Origin of the sequence: Neorhizobium galegae (assembly GCF_017877055.1) — a bacterium.
Lineage (GTDB): Bacteria > Pseudomonadota > Alphaproteobacteria > Rhizobiales > Rhizobiaceae > Neorhizobium > Neorhizobium galegae_D.
In genome coordinates this window covers 1,710,043-1,732,802 of sequence record NZ_JAGIPG010000001.1, presented here as the reverse complement: position 1 = coordinate 1,732,802, position 22,760 = coordinate 1,710,043, and the positions used below count along the sequence as shown (strand labels likewise).

Below are 22,760 nucleotides of genomic sequence, written 5' to 3'. Positions count from 1 at the left end.
TTAATACCCGAGGCGTCGATCATGGGAAAGGATCGGCGATATCTCCGGACGAGGGGGAGGGCATTTTGGAAGCGTTGATCGATCTGTTCTGGTCAAAATACGCCGATCTGCGACAGGCGGTCGAGCGTAACGATGCATCCGCGACCGCTTCGCTCGATCGCGAACTCGATCCGCTTCTGCTGGCCGTCTTTTCGAGCCAGAGCAAGGATCCGGCCAGCATCCAGGCGCAATTCCGCTTCGCGCTCGACCTCCTGAACGAAGAGGCCGATGACCGCGGCTGCGTCCGCCGCAACGGACATTTGCTGCAGATGCTTGTGGAGCGTTATGTCGTCCCGGAAATGGGTCTGTCGGCCAATCGCCGCCCAGAGCCGGAGCCGCCCGAGCACGCGGTGATCGCCGATGCGACAGTTGACGGTTTTCTCGACGACGCCCTGCTCAACCGCATTTCCGACCGTATCGTTGTGATCGCGCCGGGCTATCGGATCTTCTATTCCAACGAGACCAACGCCCGCCGACTCGACCTCGCACGCGACGAACTGATCGGCCGGCATTTCGCGGAATTTGTCGGCCTCCGTCGTTTCAAGAACGATTTCAAGCCGAACCTTGACCGGTGTTTTGCCGGCGAGAGCATATCGCTCACCTACGCGGATCAGATCAACGGCCAGACGGTCGTCTTTCGCTGCCGCATGTCGCCCTGCGTTTCGGGATCGTCACAGCTGATCGGCGCGCTCCTGGTGATGCAGGAAACCGCCGACCGGCGCCGGCGCCCCGCTGCCTGACCCTTACCTGTCGGACCAGGTGGCCAGTTCGTAGCCCTCCGGATCGGTAAAGTGGAATCGCCGCCCGCCGGGGAATGAGAAGATCGGCTTGACGATGCTGCCGCCGGCTTTCTCGATCCGCCCAAGGGCGTCTTCCAGACCGGCCGCGAAGAGGATAACGAGTGGCCCCCCTTTGACTGCCACATCCGTCGATTTCGCAAATCCACCTGTCAGCCTTCCGTCCTGAAATTCGCAATAGTCCGGGCCGTAGTCCGTGAAAGTCCAGCCGAAGGCCGAGCCGTAAAAAGCCTTGGCGGCTTCGATATCCTTCACGTTGAACTCGATATAGTCGATCTTGCGATCCGCTCCCTTGGTTCCCATCGGACCCTCCTATTTCTTTTCTTCCAGCAGGTCTTTCAGCGCCCGGAGATCCTTCCGCACATGGGCGGCGTCTGCCTCGAAAGCCGCGTCGTCGAGGTCCGGGCGCTGGAACAGCGTGAACATGACTTCCGCCCCGTCTCCGTTCGCCACGACGCGCAACGGGTTTTCGACGACGAGGCCGTTTTCCATCGTCACAGTGTGGTCGAGGATGCCGAACGGATTGTCAGGCGAGAACCGCACCCGCACCAGGCCGACCGGTCCGCCGTCGCCGATCCAGTCTTTACCGTCCTGGGTAAGCCCGGCTGCAAGGCCGGATGCCCAGAGCGGCATGTTTTCAGGCTGGCTCGCGAAGGCATAGACCTGCTGCCAAGGTCTCTCGATGCCGATATGAACGATACGGGCGGACAGGGTGGCCATGGTGGAATCCTCGATTTTCCCTCGGTCTAGCCGATGAGAGACAGCGGTTCTTGAACAAAACGGACAATCAGCCGCAAAGTTGCCCGCGGATCTCTCTCGGCGTCAAAGTGGTCAGATCCTTCACGTCGCGCGTCATATGCGCCTGATCGGCATAACCGGCTTCAAGCGCGAGAAGAGCGAGGTTTCCGGATGCAGGCTGGCGCACCATGCGAAGAAAGCGCTGTAGGCGAAGGATGCGCTCGAGTGTCTTCGGCCCGTACCCGAAGTGATCGTGGCTCCGACGGCGCAAGGTGCGCTCGCCGAGTGCCTGCGTCGCCGATGAGCCATGCAGCATGCCCCTGCCGAGCTCTTCGAAGAGCGTTCCCGCCAGGTGTTGGGGCTCGGCAGCCAGTGATGCCTCTCCTGCCGCCCAGGCCTTCAACAGCCTGCGCCTCTCCATTGCACAGTTCTCCCCGGCAAGCCGCTCTTCTATCGTCCGGACGTCGTCGCGGAACTCGCGGAGCGGCACGGCTCGTCCGACCAGTTCGCTCAACGGGACGTCGAGCCAACGCAAAGCCGCGCCGGGCCTGAAGCGCAGGCCGAAAATAATCTCTCCAGGCCGGAGGGCAGGGAAGGCGGCGGTGCGGTCGGGACCGATCACCATCAGTTGACCGCCAGCCCAGATCAGGTCCGAGCAGCCGTCCGGCACGACGGCAATCTGCCCCTCGAATTCCTGCGGCAGGTGATGGGACCAGACACGGCAAAACAGCCTCGAAAGCGGCCCGTCCGCCGGCCGCTCTCGGTAAGTGCCGGCGCGCATAGCCAGTATCGGCAAATCCCTGCGCATATCTCTGGTCGTGTTCATACCCTCGTTGTCGCATCCGAATTGAGCAGTCGCAAGACGCGGTCCCGCTCGGACAAAACAGGTCGCTGCTTTGCCACGGAGTGTCATTGAAATTTAATCGTTTAGCGTCGCCATCGCCTTGCCGTTTGCCTATATGAGTGCGACAACATCCTCGAATCTCAATATGGAGGCACATCCGTGGAACAGGCAGAAATCGGCCTTATCGGGCTCGGCGTCATGGGCTCTAACCTCTCCCTCAACATTGCCGAAAAAGGCAACAAGATCGCCGTCTTCAACCGGTCTCCGGAAGCGACCCGCAAGTTCTACGCCGAGGCCGGCGAGCTGCAGGGCCAGCTTATCCCGTGCGAAACGCTGGAAGAATTCGTCGCCGCCATCCGTCCGCCGCGGCCGATCATCATCATGATCAAGGCCGGCGATCCGGTCGACCAGCAGATGGAGCTCCTGAAGCCCTACCTTTCGGCCGGTGACATCATGATCGATGCCGGCAATGCGAATTTCCGCGACACAATGCGCCGCTTCGACAATCTGAAGGACAGCGGCCTGACCTTCATCGGCATGGGCGTTTCCGGCGGTGAAGAAGGTGCGCGCCACGGCCCGTCGATCATGGTCGGCGGTACCGAGGACAGCTGGAAGCGCGTCGAGAAGGTGCTGACCTCGATCTCGGCGAAATTCAACGACGAGCCCTGCGTCGCCTGGCTCGGTGAAAACGGCGCCGGCCATTTCGTCAAGACCATCCATAACGGCATCGAATATGCCGACATGCAGATGATCGCCGAAATCTACGGCATCCTGCGCGACGGCCTCGGCATGAGCGCGACCGAAATCGGCGGCGTATTCGGCAAGTGGAACGAGGGCCGCCTGAATTCCTATCTGATCGAGATCAGCCAGACGGTCCTGACCGCCGCCGATCCGATTTCCGGCAAGCCGATGGTCGATGTCATCGTCGATGCCGCCGGCCAGAAGGGCACCGGCAAGTGGTCGGTCATTGAAGCCCAGAACATGGGCGTTGCTGCGACCGCCATCGAGGCTGCCGTCGCCGGCCGTGTCCTCTCGTCCCAGAGAACCGAACGCCTGGCTGCCGAAAAGATCTTCGGCCTCCCAAAGGTCGCGGAAGCGCCGAAGGACAGAGCTGCGTTCATCGCCGACCTCGAAAGCGCACTGCTCGCCGCCAAGATCGCCGCCTATGCGCAGGGCTTCGCCGTCATGTCGGCAGCGTCCGCGGAATATAACTGGAACCTGCCGATGCCGACGATCGCCAAGATCTGGCGTGCCGGCTGCATCATCCGCTCGGCCTTCCTCGACGAGATTACTTCGGCCTTCACCAAGGATCCGCATGTGCCGAACCTGATCGTCACGCCGGCTTTCGCGCAGATGGTCAAGGATACCGACGCGCCGCTGCGTCGCGTCGTTTCCTACGCCGCTCTCTCCGGCCTGCCGGTTCCGGCGCTTTCCTCGGCGCTCTCCTATTTCGACGCCTATCGTCGCGGTCGCGGCACGGCGAACCTCATCCAGGCGCAGCGCGACTTCTTCGGGGCCCATGGCTTCGACCGCCTCGACGGCGTCGACAAGCATCACGGCCCGTGGGGCAGCGGCCTTAGCGAATTTGCCTGATCGTTGATCCACGCAAAGCAAAACGCCCGCCAATCCGGCGGGCGTTTTCGTTTCAGTCCTTTGGCGCCATCTTCGACCAGGCGGGCTTTGCGACACTCTGCAGCAGCTCGGGGCCGACGCCGTCGATGCGCGCCATCAGGGCCTTGGCGAGCTCGCGCCCGGCCTGGCGGATATCCTCGCTGACCGTATAGATCTCCGGGCGGATCCAGTTGAGAAAGTCGGCCGACTGTTTCGATACCATGTCGACGTCGTGGCCCAGTTTTCTGCCCGCGGCCTCGAGGCCGGCCACCAGGGCGATCGTCGCCGATCCGCTGATCGAAATGATGCCATCCGGCGGCTCGGTCGCGCGCATCATCCGTTCCGCATAGGCGCGAATCTCTTCGAGCGGCGTCTCGCTGGTCACCCGGCCCATCGGCACTTCAGTTGCCCCGAAATCGGCAAGCCCGCGTTCGAAGCCGATGCGGCTGTGGACGTAGAACGAGAAGCGGCTTCCCGGCGATAGGAACGCGATCCTCCGGCGGCCTTTTTCGACCAGTTTCTGAACGGCCTTGTAGGCATAGGCCTCGTTGTCATAATCGTGATAGGGATGGACTATCCCCATGTCGGTGCGGCCGTGGGTGACGAACGGCAGGTTCCGCTCCGTCATCAGCCGTACCCGCGCGTCGTCTGGCTCGATGCGTGAGATAATCACTCCGTCGGCCGAGCCGGTATCGAGGATATAGCGCACCGGCACCATCGGGTCCTTCTGGAAGGAATGCGGCGTCACCACGAGGTGATATTGCGTGCCGCCCAGGACCTCGGAAATGCCATGCACCATCTGGCTGGTAAAGCCCATCAGCTCCTCGTCGATGCTGAGCACCAGCGCGATGACATTGGTCTTGCCGGTTCTGAGGCGCACGCCTGCGCGGTTCGGCTGGTAACCGAGCTGGTTGGCGACGAGCCGGACGCGTTCCTTGGTGTCGGCGCCGATATCCGGCGCATCCTTCAGCGCCCGCGAGACGGTGGTGATACCGAGGCCCGTCATATAGGCGATCGTTTTCAAGGTTGGACGTTCACGGACCGCCGTCTGCGTTCCTCCCGTCCTTGGTCTTCCGCTGTCATCCATGATTTGCCGTCGCTGCCCGAGTCAGGTGACCACTATAAAGGGCCGAAGCTTGCCCGGAAACGTCGCGACACCTCCCTGTCCTCCGATGCGAAATTAATAACTGAAACGATACAGGTAAAATGTCGAGAGGAATTTTGACGATTGGAAAATTCCCGTTCCTCAGAGTTGTACAACGCAGATGCGAAATGAAGTTTTGCAAATGCGAAAATCAGACTTCCTGATATTGACTGTAAATGGCTCAAATGCTGGAACCAGAACTTTGTTTCGGGCGAATGAATACGCCCGAAAATTCTCCAGAACTCATCTTTTGATTGTATTTTCTCGACTGGCGAATTTTTTCGGACAAAACCGGTTGCGTCATATCAGCGATTGCCTTACGTTTTTACGGCAACGTTTCAGTGAGGGAGGAGACTCATGAATATTCGTTCTATGGCGGCTGTACTTGCCGCAACCGTGATGCTGCCGTTAGGCGCGGCTCATGCCACAGATCTCGAAGTCACCCATTGGTGGACATCCGGAGGCGAGGCTGCGGCAGTCGCGGAGCTTGCCAAGGCCTTTAACGCAACCGGGAACAAATGGGTCGACGGCGCAATCGCCGGCTCCGGCGGTACCGCCCGTCCGATCATGATCAGCCGTATCACCGGCGGCGATCCGATGGCGGCCACCCAGTTCAACCATGGCCGTCAGGCCGAGGAACTGGTCCAGGCGGGCCTGATGCGCGATTTCACCGATCTCGCCAAGAAGGAGGGCTGGGACAAGATCGTCCGCCCCGCGGGCCTGCTGAAATCCTGCACCTTCGAGGGCAAGATCTACTGCGTTCCGCTCAACATCCATTCCTGGCAATGGCTGTGGCTTTCGAACGACGCCTTCAAGAAGGCGGGCGTAGCAGTTCCGAAGAACTGGGACGAATATGTCGCAGCCGCTCCGGCGCTTGAAAAGGCCGGCATCGTGCCGCTCGCAGTCGGCGGCCAGGCCTGGCAGTCGACTGGTTTGTTCGCCGTGCTGACGGTCGCGATCGGCGGCAAGGACATCTACCAGAAGGTCTATGGCGACAAGGACGCAAAGGTCGCCGCAGGTCCCGAAATGGCCAAGGTCTTCAAGGCAGCCGACGATGCCCGCAAGATGTCGAAGGGCACCAACGTTCAGGATTGGAACCAGGCCACCAACATGGTGATCACCGGCAAGGCCGGCGGCCAGATCATGGGTGACTGGGCGCAGGGCGAGTTCCAGCTTGCCGGCAAGAAGGCCGGCGTCGACTATACCTGCCTGCCTGGCCTCGGCGTGAACGAGGTGATCTCGACGGCCGGCGACGCCTTCTACTTCCCGGTCCTCAAGGACGCGGCGAAGACGAAGGCACAGGAAGCGCTCGCCTCGACGCTTCTCGATGCCAAGACGCAGGTTGCCTTCAACCTCAAAAAGGGCTCGCTGCCGGTGCGCGGCGACGTCGATCTTGCGGCCGCCAACGACTGCATGAAGAAGGGCCTCGAAATCCTCGCCAAGGGCAATGTCGTCACCAGCACCGACCAGCTCATCACGCAGGATACGCAGAAGCAGCTGGAAGATCTGATGTCGCAGTTCTTCGCCAATACGTCGATCACGGCCGAGGAAGCGCAGAAACGCTTCGTCGCCATTTTCTCCAAGGCCGGTTGATCCGACAGACAGCGATCCAACAGCCGGCTCCGCGTCCGAGAGGGGCGGGGCCGGTGGTGGCTTGCTTCCAGCAGCCTTTGTTATCCAGAGGAGTTGACCATGGCGGCGCACACTCAGCCCGGCCGACCCAACCAGTTGTTCCGCAATCTCAATTCGAAGATTGCCTCGATCCCGATGATGCTGACGGCCGTGGTGATCTTCCTCGGCGGCACGATCTGGACCGTCGTTTATTCCTTCACCAATTCCAAGCTCCTGCCACGCCTGTCCTTCGTCGGCCTGGAACAGTATGAGCGGCTCTGGGATACGCCGCGCTGGCTCGTCTCGATCCAGAATCTCGCGACCTACGGATGCCTGTCGCTGATCTTCAGCCTGACGATCGGTTTCCTGCTGGCCGCGCTGATGGACCAGAAGATCCGTTTCGAAAACACGTTCCGGACCATCTTCCTCTATCCGTTCGCGCTGTCCTTCATCGTCACCGGCCTTGTCTGGCAATGGATCCTCAACCCTGAATTCGGGGTGCAGTCGGTGGTGCGCTCTCTCGGCTGGACGACCTTCACCTTCGATCCGCTCTACAATTCCGATATCGTCATCTACGGCATCCTGATTGCCGCGCTCTGGCAGGGGACGGGCCTCGTCATGTGCCTGATGCTTGCCGGCCTTCGCGGCATCGACGAGGATATCTGGAAGGCCGCGCGGGTCGACGGCATCCCGATGTGGAAGACCTATCTCTTCATCATCATCCCGATGATGCGGCCGGTCTTCGTCACCACGCTGGTCATCATCGCTAGCGGCATCGTCAGGATCTACGACCTTGTCGTGGCGCAGACGAGCGGCGGCCCCGGCATCGCCTCCGACGTGCCTGCCAAATACGTCTACGACTACATGTTCTTCGCCCAGAACCTCGGCCAGGGCTTTGCGGCATCCACCATGATGCTGCTCGCCGTCGCCATCATCATCGTGCCCTGGGCCTACCTCGAATTCGGAGGACGCAAGCGTGGATAAATCGCTCACGATGCCCATCTCTGGGCCTGCCATCTCCGGCTCCAACGGTTCCCGGCTGCAAGCCGGTCCGCAGGGAAAACGGCCCCGCAAGGTGCTCTCGCCGCGCAATATCATCGTCTACGGTGCGCTCGGCCTTGCAGCAATTTATTACCTTATTCCTCTCTATGTGATGGTCGTCACGTCGCTGAAGGGCATGCCGGAAATCCGCCTCGGCAACATCTTTTCGCCGCCGATGGAGATCACCTTCGAGCCTTGGGTGAAGGCCTGGGCGCAAGCCTGCACGGGCTTGAACTGCGACGGCCTTTCGCGCGGCTTCTGGAACTCGGTTCGCATCACCGTGCCGTCGGTGATGGTGTCGATCGCGATCGCTTCGGTCAACGGTTATGCGCTCGCCAACTGGCGGTTCAAGGGCTCCGAGATCTTCTTCACGATCCTGATCGTCGGCGCCTTCATCCCCTATCAGGTGATGATCTATCCGATCGTCATCGTGCTGCGCGAAATGGGCCTTTACGGCACGCTCTACGGTCTCATCCTGGTGCATTCGATCTTCGGCATGCCGATCCAGACGCTGCTGTTCCGCAACTATTTCGTCTCGCTGCCGGAGGAGCTGTTCAAGGCTGCCCGCATCGACGGTGCAGGGTTCTGGCAGATCTATTTCAGGATCATGCTGCCCATGTCGCTGCCGATCTTCGTCGTTTCGATGATCCTGCAGACCACCGGCATCTGGAACGACTTCCTGTTCGGCGTGGTGTTCACCCGGCCGGATACCTATCCGATGACCGTGCAGCTCAACAACATCGTCAACTCCGTCCAGGGCGTGAAGGAATACAACGTCAACATGGCGGCGACGCTGTTGACCGGTGCAGTTCCGCTGATCGTCTATTTCGTTTCCGGCCGGCTTTTCGTCCGCGGCATCGCGGCCGGCGCAGTCAAAGGGTAAGCCTGATGCTCAACAATGTTTCCGCGCGCACTCAGAGCAGCGTTTCCATCCGCGACCTGTCGCTGTCCTTCGGCTCGGTGAAGGTGCTCGAAAACCTCAACCTCGACATCCATGACGGCGAATTCCTGGTCCTGCTTGGCTCGTCCGGCTGCGGCAAATCCACGCTGCTGAACTGCATCGCCGGCCTCCTGGAGCCGACCGAGGGGCAGATATTCATCAAGGACAAGAACGTCACCTGGGAAGAGCCCAAGGACCGCGGCATCGGCATGGTGTTCCAGTCCTACGCGCTCTATCCGCAGATGACGGTCGAGAAGAACCTCTCCTTCGGCCTGCGCGTCGCCAAGATCCCGAAGGACGAGATCGACCGACGCGTGGCACGCGCCTCCGGCATCCTGCAGATCGAGCCGCTTCTCAAGCGCAAGCCCTCCGAGCTCTCCGGCGGCCAGCGCCAGCGCGTCGCGATCGGCCGAGCGCTGGTGCGTGATGTCGACGTCTTCCTGTTCGACGAGCCGTTGTCGAACCTCGACGCAAAACTGCGCTCCGAACTGCGCGTCGAGATCAAGCGGCTGCATCAGGCGCTTAAGAACACGATGATCTACGTCACCCACGACCAGATCGAAGCGCTGACGCTGGCCGACCGCATCGCCATCATGAAGAGCGGCGTCATCCAGCAGCTCGACGACCCGGTGACGATCTACAACAAGCCGAAGAACCGTTTCGTGGCGGCCTTCATCGGTTCGCCGGCGATGAATTTTCTCACCGGAGAGCTGGCGGAGGAGGGCGGTCGCGCCGTCTTCAGGACCAATGGGGTCAGCTTCTCTCTCGCCGGTTATGATGCTTCCGAGCCGCTGAAGGCTGGACGCAAGGTGACCCTCGGCGTCCGTCCGGAGCATATCAAGGTGGACGGCGACATCGCCGGCGGCGAAGTGCACGAGGCGGTGGTCGATATCGAGGAGCCCATGGGCGCCGACAACCTGCTCTGGCTGAAACATGCGGGCCACGTGATGTCGGTTCGCATCGGCGGCGCACGGCGTTATGCCGTCGGCGCCAAGGTGCGCCTCGCCTTCGACATGACCATGGCTTCGCTGTTCGACGCGGGAACGGAAGAGCGGATCTGATGGTTGGCGCGAGCGGGTTTTGCGGGGAACGGTTACGTTTGCGCCAGGCGTTACCCCCCTCTGGCCTGTTGGCCATCTCCCCCTCAAGGGGGGAGATCGACTCGTGGCAACGTCTCGCCCACCTCTACGTTTGCAAGGGAAGTGGCGCTGGTGCCACCAGCCAATCTCCCCCCTTGAGGGGGAGATGTCCGGCAGGACAGAGGGGGGCTGGCGCGGCACGCCGTAAATTTTGCGGACCGGTGCAATGACCACGATCGACCTGTCCGGCCCCTGGCAGCTCGCCTCTGCCGACGGAACGCATCGCACGGAGATGCCGCTCCCGGGCGACGTTCACACTGCGCTGAAGACGGCCGGCATCATCCCCGACCCGTATTTCGGGCGCAACGAGAACGCCGTGCAATGGGTCGCAAATGCAGACTGGACGATCGAGCGGCACTTCACGCTCGATGAGCCCGCGGGCTCCTGGTATCTCGACATCACCTATCTCGATACGGTCGCGACCGTCTTCGTCAACGATGTTCCTGTCCTTCAGGCTGACAACTGTTTCCGCCGTTACCGCCCGGACGTGTCGAAGGCGCTGAAGGCTGGTGAGAACACGATCCGCATCCTCTTCCACTCGAGTATCGCCGAAGGCGCGGAGCGGCAGGCGCGACAGCCATTCTACATTCCCTATTCCACGACCAATTCGCCGATTCCGAACGGCAACATGCTGCGCAAACCGCAATGCCATTTCGGCTGGGATTGGAACATCGCTTTAGCGCCGCTCGGCCTCTACGGTGAGATCGCCCTGAAGCGGCTCGAAACCGCCCGTATCGAACACATCGTCACCAGCCAGAGACATGAGGCAGGCGCGGTCGATCTCGTCGTCACGGTCACGCTCTACGCCGAAGGGCAGGGTGTCCTGCCGGTCTTCTTTTCGCTCGGCGAAGAGCGGGTTCGGCTCGATTGCGGCGTGCGCGCCGGCGAAATCACGGTCACCCACGTTTTTCATATCGAGGAGCCGGAATTCTGGTGGCCGTCCGGCAGCGGCAAACAGGCTCTTTACCGGCTGACGGTGGAACATCCGGCCGAGACCATCACCCGCCAGATCGGCATCAGGACGGTCGAACTGCTGACTGATTCGGACGAAGCGGGCAGCCGTTTCGCCTTCCGCATCAACGGCCGCGAAATCTTCTGCCGCGGCGCCAACTGGATCCCCGCCGACGCGCTGTTTTCCTTGTCCAGCCGGGAGAAGACCGAGGACCTGTTGCGCTCGGCCGTCGATGCCAACATGAACATGATCCGGGTCTGGGGCGGCGGTTTTTACGAACCTGACTGGTTCTACGACCTCTGCGACGAACTCGGCCTGATGGTCTGGCAGGACTTCCAGTTCGCCTGCAATCTCTATCCCTCGACGCCCGGCTTCCTCGAAAACGTCGCGGCCGAAGTCGATTATCAGGCCCGGCGCCTCGTCTCGCACCCATCGATCATGCTCTGGTGCGGTGACAACGAACTGGTCGGTGCGCTGACATGGTTTCCGGAATCCCGCGAAAACCGCGACCGTTACCTGGTCTCCTACGACCGGCTGAATCGGGTGATCGAACAGGCGCTGAGCAAAGCCGCGCCCGACGCCATCTGGTGGCCGTCCAGCCCCGCATCCGGCTATCTCGACTACGGCGATGCCTGGCATGCGGACGGTTCGGGCGACATGCATTACTGGTCCGTATGGCACGAGAACAAACCGTTTGCAGACTACCGCTCCGTTCGCCCGCGCTTCTGCTCGGAATTCGGCTTCCAGTCCTATACGTCGCTGCCGGTCATCGAGACCTATGCCGCCGTCAGGGATATGAATATCGCCTCGCCGGTCATGGAGCATCACCAGAAGAATGCCGGCGGCAACGAGCGCATCGCCGGGACGATGTTCCGCAATTTCCGCTTCCCGACGGATTTTCCCAATTTCGTCTATCTGAGCCAGGTGCAGCAGGGATTGGCGATCAAGACGGCGGTCGATTTCTGGCGGTCGCTGAAGCCCCATAACATGGGCACGCTTTACTGGCAGCTCAACGACACCTGGCCAGTCGCCTCCTGGTCGAGCCTCGATTATGGCGGCAGCTGGAAGGTGCTGCATTACATGGCACGGCGCTTTTTCCAGCCCGTGGCGGTCGCTGCGATTCCGTCGGACGACGGCCGTGAAATTCGCTTCTCGGTCGTCAATGACACGGCGGAAGATGTGACGGTGACGCTCAACCTGTCGCTGCTGACCCTCAGGGGCTACCGTAGCTCGCTTCGGAGCCTCGAAGCTCGCTGCACGCCGGATGCCGCAGTTACCGTGCTCACCTTGCCGGCTGCGGATGTTCCGGATGGAACGATCCTCGCCTGGAACTTCACCGCATCGAACGGCATGGGCGGCGAGGGGCATCATGCCCCGGGCAGTTACAAGGCGCTGGAACTCGAACCGGCAGGTCTCGAACTTTCCGTGTCTCCGTCCGGCGATGGCGCCTTCGACCTCAAGATCGCCGCCCAGGGCCTGGCCCTTTTCATGCTGGTCGAGAGCGACACGCCCGGCCGTTATTCCGACAACGCCTTCGATCTTGCCGCCGGCGAAAGCCGCAGCATCCGCTTCACGCCCGCCGGACCGACGGACGCGACCCCGCAATTCCGCATCTACGACCTCTATTCCTGCCAGGCAGCAGGCTGAGGTCTTTATCAAGGGAGTAACACCATGACGAAACTCGGTTTTCAGCTTTATTGCGCCCGCAACTTTCCGCCGCTTTCCGATGTCCTGAAGAAGGTCGCCCAGGCGGGTTACACCGAGGTGGAAGGTTACGGCGGCATCTATGCGACGCTCGACGAGGCAGGTCTGAAGGCGCTCAAGGGTGATCTCGATGCCAACGGGCTGATCATGCCGACCGGTCATTTCGGCATCGACCTTCTTGAAAAGGAGCCCGAACAGGCGCTGCTGATCGCAAAGACGCTCGGCGTCCAGGCGATCTATTGCCCGCATCTCGTCGCCGACCAGCGCCCGACCGACGCTGCCGGCTGGTTCGCCTTCGGCCAGCGGCTGCAGAGTGTCGGCAAGCGATATTGGGATGCCGGCTACACGTTCGGCTGGCATAACCATGACTTCGAGTTCAAGACGCTGCCGGACGGTTCGACGCCGCAGGAGCAGATCCTCGCCGGCGGTCCCGATCTCGCCTGGGAAGCGGATATCGCCTGGGTCATCCGCGGCGGCGCCGATCCGTTCGCCTGGATCGAGAGCTATGCCAAGCGGATCACCGCCGTTCACGTCAAGGACATCGCACCGGCCGGCGAGAACAAGGATGAGGACGGCTGGGCCGATGTCGGCCACGGCACCGTTCCATGGAAGGACCTGATGGCGGCGCTGAAAAAGACGTCCGCAAAACATTATGTGCTCGAACACGACAATCCGAAGGATCTCGATCGGCTGCTGACGCGCTCGATCGCTTCCTTCAAGACCTATTGATCACAGCATTTTTGGAGTTTTCCATGCCCAAGGAACTTGGCGTCGGCATCATGGGATGCGGCAATATTTCCACCACCTACTTCAAGCTGTCGCCGCTCTTCAAAGGCCTGAAGGTTCTCGCCTGCGCGGATCTCAACGAACAGGCGGCCCAGATGCGCGCCGAGGAATACAGCGTCAAGGCACAGTCGATCGAAGGGCTGCTTGCCAATGATGAACTCGACGTGATCGTCAATTTGACCATCCCGGCGGCGCATTTTGCCGTCTCCAAGGCGATCCTCGAAGCCGGCAAACACGTCTATTCGGAAAAGCCGCTCGTCATCACGCTCGAAGAGGGCAAGGCGCTGCAGGCACTCGCCAAGGCAAAGGGCCTGTCGGTCGGCTGCGCGCCGGACACCTTCCTCGGCGGCGCGCATCAGCTTGCCCGCAAATATATCGACGAGGGCGGAGTCGGGCGCATTACCTCCGGCACCTGCCACGTGATGAGCCCCGGCATGGAAATGTGGCATCCCAATCCCGGCTTCTTCTTCCTGGAAGGCGGCGGGCCGATCCTCGATCTGGGGCCTTATTACATTGCCAACCTGATCAACCTGATCGGCCCGGTGAAGCGTGTCGGCGCGCTCACCTCCATGGCGAACCCAACCCGCACGGTCACCAGCGAGGGACCGTTCAAAGGACAATCGATCCCGGTCGAGACGCCGACCAACATCCATGCGCTGCTCGAATTCGTCAGTGGCGCGACGATCACGCTCACGGCCAGCTGGGATGTCTGGTCGCACCGCCACGCCAACATGGAACTCTATGGCACCGAGGGCTCGATCTTCGTGCCCGACCCGAATTTCTTCGGCGGCACCGTCGAGGCGAGCGGCCGCAACAAGGATATCCAGCCGCTGGAGCCCTGGGACCACCCGTTCGGCATCAACAACCAGGAACATTCGCAGGGACCGCGCGCCAACTATCGCACGGCGGGTCTGGCGGACATGGCGATGGCGCTGATCGAAGGCCGAGACGCCCGCTGCTCGCTCGAACGCACGCTCCATGGCGTCGACGTGATGACCTCGATCCTGAAATCCGGCGAGGAAGGGCGGTTCATCGAGCTTTCGACCACCTGCACCCAGCCGGCCGCACTCGGCATCGACGAGGCGCTGGCGCTTCTGCGCTGATCGGCTATGAATGCGGCGCGCACCGTTTGAGACCAGGCGCGCCGCATTTCATTCGGAGGATTTCGATCATGACCTGGCAACCAGCGTCCAACCGCTACGAAACCATGAAGTACAACCGCTGCGGCCGTTCGGGACTGAAGCTCCCGGCGATCTCGCTCGGCCTCTGGCACAATTTCGGCGACGACACGCCGCACGACCGCAAGGTCGCGATCGTCCGCAAGGCCTTCGATCTCGGCATCACCCATTTCGATCTCGCCAACAACTATGGCCCGCTGCCGGGCAGCGCCGAGACCGCCTTCGGCCAGATTCTGCGCGAGGATTTCAAGGGATATCGTGACGAACTGATCATCTCGTCGAAGGCCGGCTACAACATGTGGCCGGGTCCCTATGGCGAATGGGGCAGCCGCAAATACCTGATCTCCTCCTGCGACCAGAGCCTGAAGCGGATGGGTCTCGACTATGTCGATATCTTCTATTCGCATCGCTTCGACCCGGATACGCCGCTCGAAGAGACTTGCGGCGCGCTCGATCATATCGTCCGATCGGGCAGGGCGCTTTACGTCGGCATCTCGTCCTACAATTCGAAGCGCACCCAGGAAGCGACGGCGATCCTGAAGGAACTCGGCACGCCGGTCCTCATCCACCAGCCAAGCTATTCGATGATCAACCGCTGGGTCGAGGAAGACGGACTGCTCGATACGCTTGAAAACCTCGGCATCGGCTCGATTGTCTTTTCGCCGCTCGCGCAAGGCATGCTGACGTCGAAATATCTCGGCGGCATTCCGGAGGGCAGCCGAGCCGCGCAGGGCAAGTCGCTGCGCCCGGCCTTTCTCAACGACCGGAACATCGCCAACCTCAAGGCGCTCAACGCCATCGCCGAAAAGCGCGGCCAGACGCTGGCGCAGATGGCGCTCGCCTGGGTGCTTCGCGGCGGCCGGGTGACCACGGCGCTGATCGGCGCCAGCCGCCCGGAACAGGTCGAGGATTGCGTCAGGTCGCTCGACAATCTCGAGTTCACGGCAGCCGAACTCGCCGAGATCGACACCTATGCCAAGGACGCCGACATCAACCTCTGGGCCAAGTCGGCCGAGCGGGCAGGGCCGCAACGCTGATCCCGCTGCCCGGCGGCGCCGGCCGCCGGGCATTTTTACATGTCATTGGGAGGAAGACAGGACATGATTCACAACCCCATCCTGCCGGGCTTCAATCCCGATCCGTCCATCTGCCGCGTCGGCGAGGACTATTATATCGCCACCTCGACCTTCGAATGGTATCCCGGTGTGCAGATCCATCATTCGCGCGATCTGGTGAACTGGACGCTCAAGCGCCGGCCCTTGGAGCGGGCAAGCCAGCTCGACATGCGTGGCAATCCCGACAGCTGCGGCATCTGGGCGCCGTGCCTCTCCTATTCCGACGGGCTGTTTTTCCTGGTCTATACGGACGTCAAGCGCTTCGACGGCAACTTCAAGGATGCGCATAACTACATCGTCACCTCGCCGACCATCGAGGGAGAATGGTCCGATCCGATCTATGTGAATTCCTCCGGCTTCGATCCGACGCTTTTCCACGACGATGACGGCCGCAAGTGGTTCCTCAACATGCTGTGGAACCATCGCACCGAAAGTTACGGTGGCGCGCCGAAACATCCGGCCTTCGACGGTATCCTGCTGCAGGAATGGGATTTCGAGACGAGGGCGCTCAAGGGTCCGATCAAGAACGTCTTTGCCGGCAGCCCGCTCGGCCTGGTCGAGGGACCGCATGTCTTCAAGCGCAACGGCTGGTATTACCTGACCACGGCCGAGGGCGGCACAGGGTATGACCATGCCGTCACCATGGCCCGCTCCCGATCGATCGATGGACCCTATGAGATGCATCCGCAGACGCATCTCATCACTTCCAAGGACCATCCGAACGCGGTGCTGCAGCGCGCCGGTCATGGCCAATACGTCGAAACGCCGGATGGCCAGGCGTACCACACCCATCTCTGCGGCCGGCCTTTGGCGCCGCAGCGCCGCTGCACGCTCGGCCGCGAAACGGCGCTGCAGCGCTGCATCTGGGAAGACGACTGGCTCTATCTCGGCCAGGGCGGCGTCGTGCCGGATGTCGATGTGCCGGCACCGGGCAATGCCAAGCCTATCGAACAGCCCGTCCGCATCGAGCGGTCATTCGACGACCCGGTGCTGCCGGCGGAATTCCAGTGGCTGCGCACGCCGCATCCGGAACGTCTGCTCAGCCTGGCCGACCGCCCAGGGCATCTGCGCCTTTTCGGCCGCGAAAGCATCGGTTCCTGGTTCGAGCAATCGCTGGTCGCCCGCCGCCAGGAGCATCATTCCTTCCGGGCGGAGACGGTGGTGGATTTCTCACCCGACACCTATCAGCAGGTCGCGGGCCTGACCCATTATTACAATCGCCACAAGTTCCATTCGTTGGTGGTGACCCTGCACGAAAAGCTCGGCCGCGTGGTGACGATCTTCTCCTGCCCGGGTGATTTTCCCCATGGGCGCATGAGCTTTCCGGTGGGAAGCGGCGTTTCCATCCCCGAAGGTCCGGTGCATCTCGCCATGGAGATCCGTGACAACGACCTGCAGTTCCTCTGGCGCGCCGGCGGCTCCAATGACTGGCAGGCGCTCGGGCCTAAGCTCGATGCCGGGGTCATCTCGGACGAGGGCGGCCGCGGCGAACACGGGTCTTTCACCGGCGCTTTTGCAGGCATGTTTGCCTTCGACACGTCGGGGCGGGCGAAGGCTGCGGATTTCGGACACTTCGTTTATGAGGCGCTAATATAGAAAATCCAGAATATCAAAAAATTGACCCAACCATATAATTTCATTACGAAAATGTAATGCTGAAATTCAGATGCGGTTCATCGTTCGGGTCCTAATTTCCGGCCGTGGTCAACACGAGGAGACACCCGATGAAAAAGTTCTTTGCCGTCCTTCTTTCCGCAACCGTGCTTGCCGCTCCGCTTGCCGCCCAGGCGCAGGATCGTCATTCCGGTCCGGATCGTCACCGCGCGGTGCAGCGCAACGTGGTCATTCAGAAGAAGGTCGTGGTCGTGAAGCCGCGTTGGTCGAAGGGGCATCGCATGACGGCCGGCGAGCGTCGTCGCATGGCGGAGATCCGGGATTACCGCCGTTACCGCCTGTCGGCGCCGCCGCGCGGTTATCACTGGGTCAAGGTCGACAACGACTTTTTGCTGGTCGGCGTCGCAAGCGGCGTGATTTCGAGCTTCATCGCGGCTCGCTGAGAAAGATCGGCCTGCGGGGGGTATTTGCCTTCCCTCCCGCAGGCCTCACACATTCGCCGCTATGCGACCGGCGATCGTGTTTCTCGGTGCCGGGCCTCAGGTCCCTTGCGACAGGCATTCCTTCATCGAGCGGGCAAGTCCGCGCATCAGCTCGAAATAAAGGCCGGGACCCGACTTCAGCGTCGCTGCTTCCGGATCGAGCGTGCCTGAGCGGGCAGGCGTGCCTTCGGTCACGACCGTCACCAGCTTCGGCTCGAACTGCGGTTCGGCGAAGACACAGGTGGTTCCAAGTTCCTTCACCTTCTTGTGGATTTGGTCGACGCGTTCGGCGCCGGGCATGGTTTCCGGACTGACGGTGATCGACCCCGCGACGCTCACTCCATAACGATGCTCGAAATATTGATAGGCATCGTGGAAGACGATGAAAGGTTTGTCCTTGACCGGAGCGATCGTCGCCTTGAGCTCGGTATCGAGCGCGTCGAGGTCCTTCATCAGCGCGGCGCCGTTTGCCTGATAAGCGGCGGCATTCGCCGGGTCGGCACTGACCAGCGTCTTTTCGATTTCCGCCGCCATCGCCTTGGCATTCATCGGATCGAGCCAGAGATGCGTGTCGAAGCCGCCGTGATCATGGTGGTCATCGTCGTGGTCGGCATGATCGGCGGCGGGCTGGTCATGGTCGCCATGTGGATGGTCGTCATCTTCGTGTGCCTCCGCCCCTTGATGCCCGTCGTCATGGGCCTCGAAGGCGCCGCTTTCGCGGAAGGGCAGTTTTTGCAGTCCAGGTGCATCCTCCAGCTCGACAACCGTTGCCGAGGCCGCCAGCGCATCCAGGGGCTTTTCGAGAAAGGCCTCGATGCCGGGGCCGACCCAGAAGATGACGTCGGCGCCTTCGATGGCGGCTGCATTGGAGGGCTTCAGCGAGAACGTATGTGGCGAAGCGGCACCATCGACGATCAGTTTCGGCTCGCCGACGCCCTTCATGATCGAGGCGACGAGCGAGTGGATCGGCTTGATCGAAACCACCACGTCCGGCGCTGCAAAGCCGGGGCCGGCGCCCACGGAAAACACCGCGGCGGAGAGGAGGGAAATCGAAGCCGGCTTCATGTCGCGTCCTTGCATTGCATCGTAATGTTATTACATCAATTGCGTTATGCTATAACGTGTGTCATAGCCACTGACAACAGGGAATCTGGAAAAACATGCTGATGTCCAATCGGGCTCACGCCGCCAAAACCGAAAGCCAGTTGGTGTCGCTTGCCGATGCCGGCATTCGCCGGGATGGCCGATGGTTGGTGCGGGGCGTCGATTTTTCGATCCGCCGCGGCGAGGTGGTGACGCTGATCGGCCCGAACGGCGCCGGCAAGTCCACGACCGCAAAGCTCGCGATCGGTGTGCTGCGCCCGGACGAAGGATCGGTCGCAAGATTGTCCGGCTTGCGCGTGGGCTATGTCCCGCAGAAACTGTCGATCGACTGGACCATGCCGCTTTCCGTGCGTCGGCTGATGCGGTTGACCGCCCCGCTTGACGACGCCGATCTTCTGGCGGCGCTCGCATCGACGGGCATTTCCCACCTCATCGATGCCGAGGTCCGTCACCTCTCCGGTGGCGAGTTCCAGCGGGCGCTGCTTGCCCGGGCGATCGCCCGCAAGCCGGATCTGATGGTGCTCGACGAGCCGGTGCAGGGTGTCGATTTTGCCGGCGAGAGTGCGCTTTACGATCTGATCCGGTCGATCCGCAATTCCACCGGCTGCGGCATCCTGATGATCTCGCACGACCTGCATATGGTGATGGCGGGAACCGACACCGTCATCTGCCTCAACGGCCACGTCTGCTGCCGCGGCACGCCGGAAGTGGTGAGCCAGAGCGCCGACTACCTGAAACTCTTCGGCAATTCGCGGTCGCTCGCGGTCTACAGCCATCATCACGATCACACGCATCTGCCGGATGGCCGGGTGATGCACGGCGACGGATCGGTGACCGATCACTGCCATCCCGATGACGGGCACCATCATCAGGATGCGCACCACCATGCGCATGATCACGACCATTCGCACCACCATCACGGCGATCATGCCGAGGCGAAGGGAGAGGGTCGTGTTTGACGATTTTTTCACCCGCGCCCTTGTCGCCGGCATCGGCGTGGCGCTGACCGCCGGGCCGCTCGGCTGTTTCGTCGTCTGGCGGCGGATGGCCTATTTCGGCGATACGATGGCACATTCGGCGCTGCTCGGGGTGGCGCTGTCGCTGTTCTTCCAGATCAACCTGCTGATCGCCGTCTTCGGCGTCGCGGTCGTCGTGTCGCTGCTGCTTCTGGCGCTGCAAAGACGCCAGTCACTGTCGGCGGATGCGCTGCTCGGCATTCTCTCCCATTCGGCTTTGGCGATCGGCCTCGTGCTCGTCGCCTTCATGACCTGGGTCAGGATCGACCTGATCGCCTTCCTGTTCGGCGATATCCTCGCTGTGACCCGTACCGATATCGCGCTGATCTGGGGCGGCGGCGTGCTGGTGCTCGCGGCTCTCGCCTGGCTCTGGCGACCGCTGATCGCATCCACCGTCAGCGAGGACGTGGCGGAAGCGGAGGGGATGAAACCGGCGCAGACGCGGCTTCTCTTCATGCTGCTGATGGCGCTGGTGATCGCCATCGCCATGAAGATCGTCGGCATCATGCTGATCACCGCGCTTCTGATCATCCCGGCCGCGACGGCCCGGCGGTTTTCCGCAAGCCCGGAACTGATGGCGGTGCTTGCCTCGGTGATCGGCGCGCTCGCCGTGATCGGCGGCCTGTTCGGCTCGCTGCACTACGATACGCCGTCCGGCCCTTCCATTGTGGTGGCCGCGCTCTTACTTTTCATTTTAAGCCTGCTCCCGGCAGCGGGTAAAAACACGGCCGAGAAGGCCGGCAACCAAGGAGTGCGATGATGAACGCACCAGTCTCGACACCGACCTCCGCTCCGGCGCTGACCAAGAACCAGTCGCTCGTCTTCGACGTTCTGACCCGGTCCGATGCGCCGATGAGCGCCTATACGATCCTCGACCGGCTGCGCGATCACGGTTTTCGCGCGCCCCTTCAGGTCTACCGGGCGCTCGACAAGCTCCTGGAGTTCGGCATGGTGCATCGGCTCGAGAGCCTCAACGCCTTCGTCGCCTGCGCCCATCCGGAAAGCGAATGCTGCGGCCAGGGGCATGGCCACGGGCACGGCACGGTCGCGTTTGCCATTTGCGAGAGTTGCGGCCACGTATCGGAATTCCACGATCACGAGGTCGATCACCGGCTCGGCGACTGGGCGAAGGCGAAGAATTTCAAGCCTGCCAAGACGACGATCGAAATCCGCGGATTGTGCGGCGCCTGCGGCGCCTAGAGCTGACGCAGGTCGCGGGCGAACCGCTTCCAGTTGGCGACGTAACGAACCGCCGACTGTTTCAGCTTCTCGACCGCCTCATCGTCCAGCACCCGCATGACCTTTGCGGGTGAGCCGACGATCAGGGAGTTGTCGGGAAATTCCTTGCCTTCCGTCACCAGCGCATTGGCGCCAACGAGGCAGTTCCGGCCGATCTTCGCGCCGTTCAGGATCGTTGCACCCATGCCGATCAGCGAATTGTCGCCGATCGTGCAACCGTGGATGATGGCGTGGTGGCCGATCGTGCAGTTCTCGCCCAATGTCACAGGATAGCGCGGATCAGTGTGGATCATCACGCCTTCCTGGATGTTGGTTCCCGCACCCACCACGATTGGCTCGTTATCACCGCGCAGCACCGAGCCGAACCAGATGCCGACATCCTCGCCGAGTTCGACTTTGCCGATGATGGTCGCATCCGGCGCCAGCCAGAAGCGGTCGGGGGCAGGGGTTTTCGGTTCGAATTCTCCGAGTGCATAGATCGGCATGGTTTCCTCCCTGTCGCGGTCTCGTCAGGCGACCGTGAGCGACAGCTTTCCGACGCCCTCGATGCCGCAGTTGACCTTGTCGCCGCGCACCACCGTGCCGACGCCGGCGGGGGTGCCCGTCATGATCACGTCGCCGGGGGCGAGCACGAACAGTTTCGACAGTTCGGCGATGATCTCCGGCAGTTTCCAGATCAGCTGATTGAGATCGCCGGACTGCTTGCGGGCGCCGTTGACGTCGAGCCAGACGCCGCCTGCCGAGGGATGGCCGATTTTCGCGGCCGGGACGAGGGCTGAGACGGGAGCCGATTTCTCGAAGGCCTTGGCGGCCTCCCAGGGGCGGCTCATCTTCTTGGCCACGTCCTGCAGGTCGCGGCGGGTGAAGTCGATGCCGACGGCGTAGCCATAGACCTTGGATAACGCGTCTTCGACCGAAATATCGGCGCCTCCGCCGGATAGAGCCACGACCAGTTCCACTTCGTGATGGACGCTGGAGGAAAGCGGCGGGTAGGGAAAGGTTTCGCCGTTATAGACGTTGTCGGCATTCTTCTGGAAAAAGAACGGCGGCTCGCGCGACGGATCGCCGCCCATTTCGATCGCGTGGTCGGCATAGTTGCGGCCGACGCAATAGACCCGGCGCACCGGGAACTGTTCCGCGACGCCCTCGACGTCGAGAAGGACGGTTTCGGGAGCGGGGATCACGGTCGCAAGCATGGGGAGTATCCTGGAAAACTGTCGGAACGGGGCGATAAAGACGGTGCCCTTTGTCTCCCAATTCGTCGGCTAATCCTAGTACTTTTTCGGAACCACCGGAAAAGTCGCGGTAGGGGCAATCTGTAAGCTTCCACCGCATATCTTCGCAGCCAAGCGCGCGCCTTCAGAACCGGTGTCCCGATCAGGGAGCTGCCTGGAACCGTTTTGATTTCGCCGTCATCCCGGCACGCAATGGAGAGCTATCGTCGAGCTCAATTTCAACCCTTGATGGTTCATGCTAGGCTATTTTAGTGATTCGTTGAGTGCACCGGGTAGGCCCTTTTGCTTCTGCGACGACCTCTCTCGTCAGGAATGATGCCATGGATCCATGGCATTGAGGCGACCCCACGAACAACAATGGGATATTGCAACGGCTGAGCTGCGGGGCTCATTGTATCGAGTGTTAGGTTCCCAAGCCGATGCGAGAATGG

At 61.7% G+C, this 22,760-nt stretch carries 22 protein-coding genes; 15 read left to right on the top strand and 7 right to left on the bottom strand.

All coding sequences use genetic code 11. The annotated features are described in order from the left end of the window. Positions 1 to 65: 65 nt before the first annotated feature. Positions 66 to 779, top strand: coding sequence for a PAS domain-containing protein (locus J2857_RS08110; RefSeq protein WP_210009588.1), 714 nt, complete (start codon positions 66 to 68; stop codon positions 777 to 779). Between the two features lie 3 nt (positions 780 to 782). Here J2857_RS08110 and J2857_RS08105 read toward each other — a convergent pair whose 3' ends face one another. The 3 genes from J2857_RS08105 to J2857_RS08095 form a co-directional block, all read right to left on the bottom strand. Then, positions 783 to 1,139 carry a VOC family protein gene (locus J2857_RS08105; RefSeq protein WP_210009586.1) on the bottom strand — a complete coding sequence of 119 codons (357 nt, stop codon included), beginning with the start codon at positions 1,137 to 1,139 and terminating at the stop codon, positions 783 to 785. Between the two features lie 9 nt (positions 1,140 to 1,148). Next, on the bottom strand, positions 1,149 to 1,556 hold the full coding sequence (locus J2857_RS08100) for an SRPBCC family protein (RefSeq protein WP_210009585.1): 408 nt from the start codon (positions 1,554 to 1,556) through the stop codon (positions 1,149 to 1,151). 67 nt (positions 1,557 to 1,623) lie between these two features. Further along, positions 1,624 to 2,400, bottom strand: coding sequence for a helix-turn-helix domain-containing protein (locus tag J2857_RS08095; protein WP_210009584.1), 777 nt, complete (start codon positions 2,398 to 2,400; stop codon positions 1,624 to 1,626). A gap of 177 nt (positions 2,401 to 2,577) precedes the next feature. Between J2857_RS08095 and gndA the strand changes: the two genes are divergently transcribed. Further along, positions 2,578 to 4,011, top strand: coding sequence for an NADP-dependent phosphogluconate dehydrogenase (gene gndA, locus J2857_RS08090; RefSeq protein ID WP_210009583.1), 1,434 nt, complete (start codon positions 2,578 to 2,580; stop codon positions 4,009 to 4,011). Positions 4,012 to 4,063: 52 nt separating this feature from the next. On the opposite strand, the gene J2857_RS08085 is transcribed toward gndA, so the two are convergent. Next, positions 4,064 to 5,116, bottom strand: a complete 1,053-nt coding sequence (locus tag J2857_RS08085; RefSeq protein WP_210009582.1) for a LacI family transcriptional regulator — start codon at positions 5,114 to 5,116, stop codon at positions 4,064 to 4,066. Between the two features lie 414 nt (positions 5,117 to 5,530). Between J2857_RS08085 and J2857_RS08080 the strand changes: the two genes are divergently transcribed. The 10 genes from J2857_RS08080 to J2857_RS08035 all read left to right on the top strand — a co-directional run bounded on the left by J2857_RS08080 (position 5,531) and on the right by J2857_RS08035 (position 17,696). Then, the gene (locus J2857_RS08080; protein ID WP_210009581.1) at positions 5,531 to 6,766 is read left to right on the top strand and encodes an ABC transporter substrate-binding protein; all 1,236 of its coding nucleotides are present in this window, start codon (positions 5,531 to 5,533) and stop codon (positions 6,764 to 6,766) included. A gap of 99 nt (positions 6,767 to 6,865) precedes the next feature. Continuing rightward, the gene (locus J2857_RS08075; protein WP_210009580.1) at positions 6,866 to 7,768 is read left to right on the top strand and encodes a carbohydrate ABC transporter permease; all 903 of its coding nucleotides are present in this window, start codon (positions 6,866 to 6,868) and stop codon (positions 7,766 to 7,768) included. A 10-nt stretch (positions 7,769 to 7,778) separates the two neighbouring features. Beyond that, positions 7,779 to 8,708 carry a carbohydrate ABC transporter permease gene (locus J2857_RS08070; protein ID WP_210010082.1) on the top strand — a complete coding sequence of 310 codons (930 nt, stop codon included), beginning with the start codon at positions 7,779 to 7,781 and terminating at the stop codon, positions 8,706 to 8,708. Positions 8,709 to 8,713: 5 nt separating this feature from the next. Continuing rightward, complete coding sequence (locus J2857_RS08065; RefSeq protein ID WP_210009579.1) at positions 8,714 to 9,826, top strand: ABC transporter ATP-binding protein; 1,113 nt, start codon at positions 8,714 to 8,716, stop codon at positions 9,824 to 9,826. Positions 9,827 to 10,070: 244 nt separating this feature from the next. After that, on the top strand, positions 10,071 to 12,503 hold the full coding sequence (locus J2857_RS08060) for a beta-mannosidase (protein ID WP_210009578.1): 2,433 nt from the start codon (positions 10,071 to 10,073) through the stop codon (positions 12,501 to 12,503). Positions 12,504 to 12,527: 24 nt separating this feature from the next. Beyond that, complete coding sequence (locus J2857_RS08055) at positions 12,528 to 13,289, top strand: sugar phosphate isomerase/epimerase family protein (protein WP_210009576.1); 762 nt, start codon at positions 12,528 to 12,530, stop codon at positions 13,287 to 13,289. Positions 13,290 to 13,312: 23 nt separating this feature from the next. Beyond that, entirely contained in the window at positions 13,313 to 14,449 is a 1,137-nt protein-coding gene (locus tag J2857_RS08050) for a Gfo/Idh/MocA family protein (protein WP_210009575.1), read from the top strand. 68 nt (positions 14,450 to 14,517) lie between these two features. Next, positions 14,518 to 15,561 carry an L-glyceraldehyde 3-phosphate reductase gene (gene mgrA / locus J2857_RS08045; protein ID WP_210009574.1) on the top strand — a complete coding sequence of 348 codons (1,044 nt, stop codon included), beginning with the start codon at positions 14,518 to 14,520 and terminating at the stop codon, positions 15,559 to 15,561. 63 nt (positions 15,562 to 15,624) lie between these two features. After that, a complete protein-coding gene (locus J2857_RS08040) occupies positions 15,625 to 17,235 on the top strand; it encodes a glycoside hydrolase family 43 protein (RefSeq protein WP_210009573.1) in 1,611 nt (536 codons plus the stop codon). Between the two features lie 128 nt (positions 17,236 to 17,363). Continuing rightward, complete coding sequence (locus J2857_RS08035; RefSeq protein ID WP_210009572.1) at positions 17,364 to 17,696, top strand: RcnB family protein; 333 nt, start codon at positions 17,364 to 17,366, stop codon at positions 17,694 to 17,696. Between the two features lie 96 nt (positions 17,697 to 17,792). On the opposite strand, the gene J2857_RS08030 is transcribed toward J2857_RS08035, so the two are convergent. After that, positions 17,793 to 18,800 carry a zinc ABC transporter substrate-binding protein gene (locus tag J2857_RS08030; protein ID WP_210009571.1) on the bottom strand — a complete coding sequence of 336 codons (1,008 nt, stop codon included), beginning with the start codon at positions 18,798 to 18,800 and terminating at the stop codon, positions 17,793 to 17,795. 101 nt (positions 18,801 to 18,901) lie between these two features. Here J2857_RS08030 and J2857_RS08025 point away from each other — a divergent pair, with 101 nt between their 5' ends. From J2857_RS08025 to J2857_RS08015, 3 genes are read left to right on the top strand one after another with little or no spacing between them, the layout of a single operon-like run. Beyond that, entirely contained in the window at positions 18,902 to 19,798 is an 897-nt protein-coding gene (locus J2857_RS08025; protein WP_373426798.1) for an ATP-binding cassette domain-containing protein, read from the top strand. Next, the gene (znuB, locus tag J2857_RS08020) at positions 19,791 to 20,615 is read left to right on the top strand and encodes a zinc ABC transporter permease subunit ZnuB (RefSeq protein ID WP_210009569.1); all 825 of its coding nucleotides are present in this window, start codon (positions 19,791 to 19,793) and stop codon (positions 20,613 to 20,615) included. The genes J2857_RS08025 and znuB overlap by 8 nt, the downstream gene beginning before the upstream one ends. Next, the gene (locus J2857_RS08015) at positions 20,615 to 21,055 is read left to right on the top strand and encodes a Fur family transcriptional regulator (protein WP_210010081.1); all 441 of its coding nucleotides are present in this window, start codon (positions 20,615 to 20,617) and stop codon (positions 21,053 to 21,055) included. Before znuB ends, J2857_RS08015 begins: the two co-directional genes overlap by 1 nt. On the opposite strand, the gene J2857_RS08010 is transcribed toward J2857_RS08015, so the two are convergent. Together J2857_RS08010 and J2857_RS08005 are read right to left on the bottom strand one after the other, a co-directional pair. Further along, positions 21,052 to 21,579, bottom strand: a complete 528-nt coding sequence (locus J2857_RS08010; protein ID WP_210009568.1) for a gamma carbonic anhydrase family protein — start codon at positions 21,577 to 21,579, stop codon at positions 21,052 to 21,054. The two genes, J2857_RS08015 and J2857_RS08010, sit on opposite strands and share 4 nt — an antisense overlap. Before the next feature lie 24 nt (positions 21,580 to 21,603). Next, positions 21,604 to 22,290 carry a fumarylacetoacetate hydrolase family protein gene (locus J2857_RS08005; protein WP_210009567.1) on the bottom strand — a complete coding sequence of 229 codons (687 nt, stop codon included), beginning with the start codon at positions 22,288 to 22,290 and terminating at the stop codon, positions 21,604 to 21,606. Positions 22,291 to 22,760: the final 470 nt, after the last annotated feature.